The 7104-nt window shown below is 66.0% G+C and carries 7 protein-coding genes; 2 read left to right on the top strand and 5 right to left on the bottom strand.

Annotation, left to right across the window (positions count from 1 at the left end):
- The 5 genes from PMI38_RS13530 to PMI38_RS13510 all read right to left on the bottom strand — a co-directional run.
- A partial coding sequence (locus PMI38_RS13530; protein ID WP_008094840.1) for an Hpt domain-containing protein occupies positions 1-1201 on the bottom strand: 1201 nt, incomplete at its 3' end.
- Between the two features lie 11 nt (positions 1202-1212).
- Positions 1213-3237, bottom strand: a complete 2025-nt coding sequence (locus PMI38_RS13525; protein WP_238540194.1) for a methyl-accepting chemotaxis protein — start codon at positions 3235-3237, stop codon at positions 1213-1215.
- A gap of 47 nt (positions 3238-3284) precedes the next feature.
- Positions 3285-3839 carry a chemotaxis protein CheW gene (locus tag PMI38_RS13520; RefSeq protein WP_008094837.1) on the bottom strand — a complete coding sequence of 185 codons (555 nt, stop codon included), beginning with the start codon at positions 3837-3839 and terminating at the stop codon, positions 3285-3287.
- Positions 3836-4201, bottom strand: a complete 366-nt coding sequence (pilH, locus tag PMI38_RS13515) for a twitching motility response regulator PilH (protein ID WP_008094835.1) — start codon at positions 4199-4201, stop codon at positions 3836-3838. Before pilH ends, PMI38_RS13520 begins: the two co-directional genes overlap by 4 nt.
- 48 nt (positions 4202-4249) lie before the next feature.
- Positions 4250-4651 carry a response regulator gene (locus PMI38_RS13510; RefSeq protein WP_008094833.1) on the bottom strand — a complete coding sequence of 134 codons (402 nt, stop codon included), beginning with the start codon at positions 4649-4651 and terminating at the stop codon, positions 4250-4252.
- Between the two features lie 195 nt (positions 4652-4846).
- Between PMI38_RS13510 and gshB the strand changes: the two genes are divergently transcribed.
- Both gshB and PMI38_RS13500 read left to right on the top strand, forming a co-directional pair.
- Positions 4847-5800 (top strand): glutathione synthase, encoded by a 954-nt coding sequence (gshB, locus tag PMI38_RS13505; protein ID WP_008094831.1) that lies wholly within the window; start codon positions 4847-4849, stop codon positions 5798-5800.
- Positions 5801-5891: 91 nt separating this feature from the next.
- Positions 5892-6827: an energy transducer TonB gene (locus tag PMI38_RS13500; RefSeq protein ID WP_008094829.1), complete on the top strand. Its 936-nt coding sequence runs from the start codon at positions 5892-5894 to the stop codon at positions 6825-6827.
- The last annotated feature ends 277 nt before the right edge of the window (positions 6828-7104 follow it).

The raw sequence follows: 7104 nt of genomic DNA, 5'->3' as shown, positions 1-7104 counted from the left end.
GCGGGTCGGCTACCCGCCATTGCAGGTAGCACTCGCCGGCACTGAGTGCCTGCGCCAGATGATCCAGCTCGTCCGCTGGCGGCTCCACGTCCAGATGCTGCAACCAGCCCTGCACATACGCGGCGCTTGCGCCAAACACCTGCGCAGCGGCCGGCAGCATCAGCATCGCCAGCGCCCCGCGCACCTGCTGCAACAAGCCCGGCAACGGCTGCAGGCGTTGCCGCGGCCAGCCGGACTCCAGGCAATCGCCTATCAGGTCCTTGGCCTGCTGCAACACGGCCAGCGATTCGTTCAGCACCAGCTGGCGGATTTCTGCCAGGTCCGAGCCCGGCAGCCCGTTTTGCCCGCCCTCCTCCAGAGGGCCGACCATGCCATTGAGGCTGGCCTCCACGTACAGCAGGGCACCCGCCACATCCATCAGCACCGGGTCATCCACGGCGCGTTCGCCCTGGGCCAGGGCTTGCAGCGCCAGGACCTGGTCGATGATGACTCGCCTGGGTTGCTGGAAACCCAGCACCGCCAAGGTGTCGGCAACATGCCGCAACGGCGCCAGCAAAGCGTCAAGCTGTTCGATGTGCTGGCGATCACCCCGCACGAACTGGTCCAGGCGCTCCTTGATCCGCACCAGGTCGTCGCACAGGGCCGTCACCACCGAACGCAAGGCATCACGGCCTGGCCCTGCCTGCACCTGCTCACGCCAGTTACCCAGCGACAGGTCGAGGTTGGCCAGGTCGTCGGACCCTGCGAAGCGTTGCGCCGCGCCGCTGATCAGGCTGCCCTGGGCCAACGGCTCGACGCCACGGCAGGCGCGCAGCTGGTTGAGCAGCGGCAGCATCACCAACGGCAGGTCATGGCGCGCCCCGCGCAGCCGCTCCAGGTACGAGGGCAGTTGTTCGAGCCCGCGAAACAACGGGCCCAGGCAGTCACCGCGCGGGCTCACCTGACCATCGGCCAAGGCCTTGGCCAGCAGCTCCAGCTCTTCGGCCAGGCGCGTGGCGCCGCGCAGTTCGAGCATGCGCAGGCAACCGTGGACCTGGTGCAGGTTGTCCACCACAAAGGCCAGGATGGAGCGGTCGTCGGTCTCGCCGGCAAAGCGCTCCAGGGCCTGGCGCGCCTGGCCCAGGCAGTCGAGGATCGCCGCCCGGGTCCAGGCCAGGGCGACCGTGTCGTGGCGCTCGGGGCTCACTGCTGCAGAAGCCATGGGTAGGTCCCTCAACGCCGTTCAGCCGGGGTCGGCAAGGTAAAGCCAGACACTGAACGACGCATCTCGCTGGCCATGCGCGCCAGGTGCCGGATGCTGTCGGCGGTGGCACCGGAGCCAGCGGAGGTCTGCGCGGTAATCTGCTGGATGACCGCCATGGTGTGGGAAATCTGCCCCGCCGAGGAGGTCTGCAATTGGGCGGCGTCGGATATGCTGTGGATAAGTTCGGCCAGGTTCTGCGACACCCCTTCGATTTCCGCCAGCGCCACCCCGGCGTCCTGGGCCAGGCGCGCGCCACGTACCACTTCGGCGGTGGTCTGCTCCATGGAGATCACCGCCTCGTTGGTGTCGGCCTGGATGGTCCGCACCAGCGCCTCGATCTGCCGCGTGGCCGAGGACGAACGCTCGGCCAGCCGCTGGACTTCGTCGGCCACCACGGCAAAGCCACGACCGGCCTCGCCGGCCAGGGATGCCTGGATCGCCGCGTTGAGCGCCAGGATGTTGGTCTGGTCGGCAATGTCGTCGATCAGGTTGACGATGTCGCCGATCTCCTGCGACGACTCGCCCAGACGCTTGATGCGCTTGGCGGTGTCCTGGATCTGCTCGCGGATGTTGTCCATGCCGTTGATGGTGTTGTGCACCACTTCGTTGCCCTTGTTGGCGATGGCCACCGAACGTTCAGCCACCTTGGCCGACTCGTAGGCATGGGCCGAAACCCGGTCGATCGATTCGACCATGTCGCCCACCGCCTCCGACGCCTCGCTGATCTGGTCGGCCTGGTGCTCCGAGGCCTTGGCCAGCTGGCGGGCAGTGTTCTGCGTGTCCTGCACGGCCGCTGCCACCTGCTCGGCACTGTGGTTGATGGTCGCCACCAGGTCGCGCAACTGGTCGACCGAATAGTTGATCGAGTCGGCGATGGCGCCGGTGAAGTCCTCGGTGACCGATACGGTGACGGTCAGGTCGCCGTCGGCCAGTTCCTCGATTTCATCGAGCAGGCGCATGATCGCCTGCTGGTTGCGTTCGTTCTTTTCGGCGGTCTCGCGCAGCTGGCGGTTAGTGGTACGCACCATCACCAGGCCGATCAGGATGATCGAGGCCAGCGCCAGCAGGCCCAGGGCGTAGCCGCCAACCGTATCCAGGGTACGGCCGCCGGCCAGGTTCTCGAAGCCGTTGGCCAGGTGCGAGGCCTCTTCGAGCAGGGTCTGCGACAGGCTGAAGATATTGCCCGCGGCCTCGCGCACGCGGAACAGCTCGGGCGAGGTTTCGAGGATTTCATCCACCGAGCCTGCGACGAACTGGAACAGCTCGGCGATTTCCGCCAACCGTGCACGGGCGTCGGCGTCCTCGACACGGGTGACCTGAATGGCCGGGTTGCCCGCGAGCATGCCTTCAAGCACCTGGCCGAAACGGCTGGCGTCGCGGCCGAAGGCATCGGCCGCCTGGGCGGCGGTGTCGTCGCCGGCCAACACGGTATTGACCGAGCCGAGGATACGTTCGGCAAGCAGCAATTGGCGCTGGGCCACCACCACCTGGTTGGCCGGTGCGCCGCTCTGCAGCAGGATCTCGACGACCTTCTCGTATTCCACCTGCAGTTGCGGCACGGTTTCGGCGAGGGTCGCCGCCACCTGGTGCAGCGACAGCACAGTCTGTTCGCTGGCGAGGATGGTGTCGGTGTTCTTGCGCAGGTTTTCCCAATCCTGGCGCACCGCCTCCATTTCATCGCGCACGGTGACCGGTGCCGCCGGCAGGCCGGTGGACTTGTCACCTTCGCGCAGGTAGCTCCAGCGCCGCTCGAAATCGTTGCGCGCATCCGACAGCAGCTTGAAGGCCAGGGCCTTGCCCGCCGCCGCCTCCGTGGCGTTCTTGGCGATGCGCTGGGACAGCACGCGCAGCTCGCCGGCATGGCCGATGTACTGCTTGTCGTGGTTGGACTGGGTGTTGAGGTAGGCGAAATTGGCGAACAGCAGGATGATCGACAGGATCAGTACCACGAACAGCACGGTGATCTGCACGATGCTGCGCGTGCGCGGGGTCATGCTGTTGGGGGCGACACTGGTGGCCGGCTTGTTCACGTTCGAAAGTCCTATAGCGCCACATCGAGAAACCCCGGCGCCTGGGCCAGGGCGAAGGGGCTGAAGATCGCCCAGTTGCGTTCACGCGGGAAATGCCCCTGCACGAAACGGGCGGCGGCGCGCAGCAGCGGCTGCGGCGGCGACAGTTCCAGGCTGCTCAAGGCGAAATGCTGCAGGCCCAGGACTTCGTCCACCAGCAGGCCGACGAACAGGTCCTCGTGATCCAGCACCAGCACCCGTCGCTGCTTGCCCGGGGCCGCCGGGCCGAGGCCGAAGAAACTGCTCAGGTCCATCACCGGCAACAAGCGGCCACGCAGGTTGGCCACCCCGCAGACCCACGGCTGCACGCCCGGTACGCGGCTGCTGCGCGGCTCGCGCAACACTTCGGCGACCTCGCCCATGGGCGCCACGAACCACTGCCCGGCGATACGAAAACCGATGCCGCTCCATTGCTGCAGGCGGGTGTCCTGCGGGGGCTGGTCGGCCACCAGCAGGCGGCAGCGCCGGTCGATGTCCAGCAACAGCTCGAAGGCGGTCAGCGACGCGCCCTGGGGGCGGGTGGTCAAGCGCCGAGCACTTCGTTGAGCTTGGCGATCAGGGCGTCTTCTTCCACCGGTTTGGTGACGAAACCACGCGCGCCCTGGCGCTGCGCCCAGATACGGTCGGTTTCCTGGTCCTTGGTGGTCACGATCAGCACGGGAATCGCGCTGGTTTCCGGGTCCTTGCTCAATTGGCGGGTGGCCTGAAAACCGTTCATGCCGGGCATGACGATATCCATCAGCACCGCATCGGGTTTCTCCTGGCGGGCCAGGGCCACCGCGTCGGCGCCGTTGTTGGCCTTGAGCACCTGGTGCCCGTGTTTTTCCAGCCAGGCGGTCAGTTTGTACATCTCAGTCGGCGAGTCGTCGACAATCAGAACTCGGGCCATGCTGTTTCCCCATCAGGAAATAGAGAGGCCGCGCCACCTCGGGCGCGGTCAGGGTGCGTGTTGTTCCTGCGCGGCGAAACCGGGCACATGGGCCCGGATCGCGTCGAGCAGTTCGTCCTTGCCAAAGGGCTTGGTCAGGAACTGGTCGGAGCCGACCACCCGGCCGCGGGCCTTGTCGAACAGGCCATCGCGTGACGACAGGAGAATCACCGGGATGTCCTTGAAGGCACTGTTGTGCTTGATCACGGCGCAGGTCTGGTAGCCATCCAGGCGCGGCATCAGCACATCGACGAAAATGATCTGCGGCTGGTGGTCGACGATCTTGGCCAGGGCATCGAAGCCGTCACTGGCGGTGATCACCTCACAGCCCGCTTCACCGAGCAACATCTGCGCGGTGCGGCGGATCGTGCGTGAATCGTCGATCACCATCACCTTCAGGGGCTGTTCCATAAGTTGCTACCATCGCTGCACATTGTGGGCTGCAAGCCGCGGATGGCTTGGAGCTTGAAGCTGAAGGCATTTTTAGCACACTCCCGGAGCCCGTTCCATCTGCCGCCCCCTTGACCCGCGGCGTTCGCGGCGCCACCCTGAGCCACTTTTCTTTCGATTCGTCGCGGCCACCGGCCGCCAAGAGGAACCACCCCCATGAGCGTTCGCCTCGGCATTGTCATGGACCCCATCGCGTCCATCTCCTACAAGAAGGACAGCTCGCTGGCCATGCTGCTGGCCGCCCAGGCCCGCGGCTGGAGCCTGTTCTACATGGAGCAGCGCGACCTGTACCAGGCCCAAGGCAAGGCTCGCGCGCGCATGCGCCCGCTGAACGTGTTCGCCGACCCGGCGCGTTGGTTCGAGCTGGGTGAGGAGCAGGACAGCCCCCTGGCCGAGCTGGACGTGATCCTGATGCGCAAGGACCCGCCGTTCGACATGGAGTTCGTCTACAGCACCTACCTGCTGGAACAGGCCGAGGCTGAAGGCGTGCTGGTGGTCAACCGCCCGCAGAGCCTGCGCGACTGCAACGAAAAGCTGTTCGCCACGCTGTTCCCGCAGTGCACGCCGCCGACCCTGGTCAGCCGCCGCCCGGACATCATTCGCCAGTTCGCCGCCGAGCACGGCGACGTGATCCTCAAGCCGCTGGACGGCATGGGCGGTACCTCGATCTTCCGTCACCGGGTGGGCGACCCTAACCTGTCGGTGATTCTGGAAACCCTGACCGCGCTGGGTGCCCAGCAGATCATGGCGCAGGCGTACCTGCCGGCGATCAAGGACGGCGACAAGCGCATCCTGATGATCGACGGCGAACCGGTGGACTACTGCCTGGCACGCATCCCGGCCAGCGGCGAGACCCGCGGCAACCTGGCCGCCGGTGGCCGCGGCGAAGCCCGCCCACTGAGCGAGCGCGACCGCTGGATCGCCGCCCAGGTCGGTCCGACCTTGCGCGAAAAGGGCCTGCTGTTCGTTGGCCTGGATGTGATCGGCGACTACCTCACCGAAATCAACGTCACCAGCCCCACCTGCATCCGCGAGATCGACGCGGCCTACAACACCGATATCGGTGGCAAGCTGATGGATGCCATTGATCGCCAGCTCAAGGCGCGCTGACCGCCAACGCGGAGCAATGACGCGGAGTGGGGTATGATGCCGGTCCAATTCGACTGAGCTGCTGCCCCGCCCCGCGGTTGCTGGATACCTGATGACGCTGCCCGCCGACATCCCCGCCGACTTTCTGCCACCCCGCGTTCGCCCGGTGGACCGGCTTGGCTTTACCCTGTTCCTGGCTGCCCTGGTGCACCTGGCGCTGATCCTTGGCGTGGGCTTTACCGTGGTCAAACCGGCTGAAATCCGCCAGACCATGGACATTACCCTGGCCACCTTCAAGAGCGAGAAAGCGCCCGAGAAGGCCGATTTCCAGGCCCAGGAAAACCAGCAGGGCAGCGGCACCCTGGAGAAGAAGGCGGTCCCCAAGACCACCGAAGTGGCGCCGTTCCAGGACAGCAAGATCAACAAGGTCACGCCGCCGCCAGCCGCCAAGCCCGAGGTGGTGCCGCCGCCAGCCGCCAAGCCCGAGGTGGTGCCGCCGCCGGCACCGGCGAAGTCCGCCGTGGCCACCAAGGCTCCCAAGCCGCAGAAGGTCGAGCCCAAGCCCAAGGAAAGCAAGCCGCAGCCCAAGCCTGCGGCCGCCACGCCGGACTTCGACAGCTCGCAGCTGTCGAGCCAGATCGCCAGCCTTGAAGCCGAGCTGTCCAACGAACAGCAGATGTACGCCAAGCGCCCGCGCATTCACCGCCTCAATGCCGCCTCGACCATGCGTGACAAGGGCGCCTGGTACAAGGAGGAGTGGCGCAAGAAGGTCGAGCGGGTGGGTAACCTCAACTACCCCGACGCCGCGCGACGCCAGCAGATCTACGGCAATTTGCGGATGATGGTGTCGATCAACCGCGATGGCTCGCTGTATGAGGTGCTGGTGCTGGAATCGTCCGGGCAGCCGGTGCTCGACCAGGCAGCGCAGCGCATCGTGCGGCTGGCGGCGCCGTTTGCGCCGTTTACCGGGGATTTGGCAGAGTTCGACCGGCTGGAGATCATTCGTACCTGGCGGTTTGCGCGTGGGGATCGGTTGTCGAGTAATTGATGGGCTCGGCGATGTTTTTCTGGCGGTCATGAGATCGAGCGCCGCCCGCGCGGCGCATCGCGGATAAATCCGCTCCTACATTTGTTGCAACGTGCCTTTGCCTGATAGGCCATAGTTGCCAGCCTTGTTGGCTCGACGCGATTCATTGGCGGGCGCCGATGCCAACGATTTCTCTCGGCGGGCGCCAGAGGCGGACAACCATGGCCTGACAGGCCGTGGCACGTTGCAACAAATGTAGGAGCGGATTTATCCGCGATGCGCCGCGCGGGCGGCGCTC

Source organism: Pseudomonas sp. GM84 (genome assembly GCF_000282535.1).
GTDB lineage: Bacteria > Pseudomonadota > Gammaproteobacteria > Pseudomonadales > Pseudomonadaceae > Aquipseudomonas.
The sequence above is the reverse complement of the archived record's forward strand: the minus strand, read 5'-3'. Positions and strand labels throughout refer to the sequence as shown.

What these genes read in the sequence shown, in the direction of transcription:
- PMI38_RS13510 (WP_008094833.1), bottom strand. Translation starts at nt 4,651, where the DNA reads ATGGAACAGCCCCTGAAGGTGATGGTGATCGACGATTCACGCACGATC.
- pilH (WP_008094835.1), bottom strand. Translation starts at nt 4,201, where the DNA reads ATGGCCCGAGTTCTGATTGTCGACGACTCGCCGACTGAGATGTACAAA.
- PMI38_RS13525 (WP_238540194.1), bottom strand. Translation starts at nt 3,237, where the DNA reads ATGACCCCGCGCACGCGCAGCATCGTGCAGATCACCGTGCTGTTCGTG.
- PMI38_RS13500 (WP_008094829.1), top strand. Translation starts at nt 5,892, where the DNA reads ATGACGCTGCCCGCCGACATCCCCGCCGACTTTCTGCCACCCCGCGTT.
- gshB (WP_008094831.1), top strand. Translation starts at nt 4,847, where the DNA reads ATGAGCGTTCGCCTCGGCATTGTCATGGACCCCATCGCGTCCATCTCC.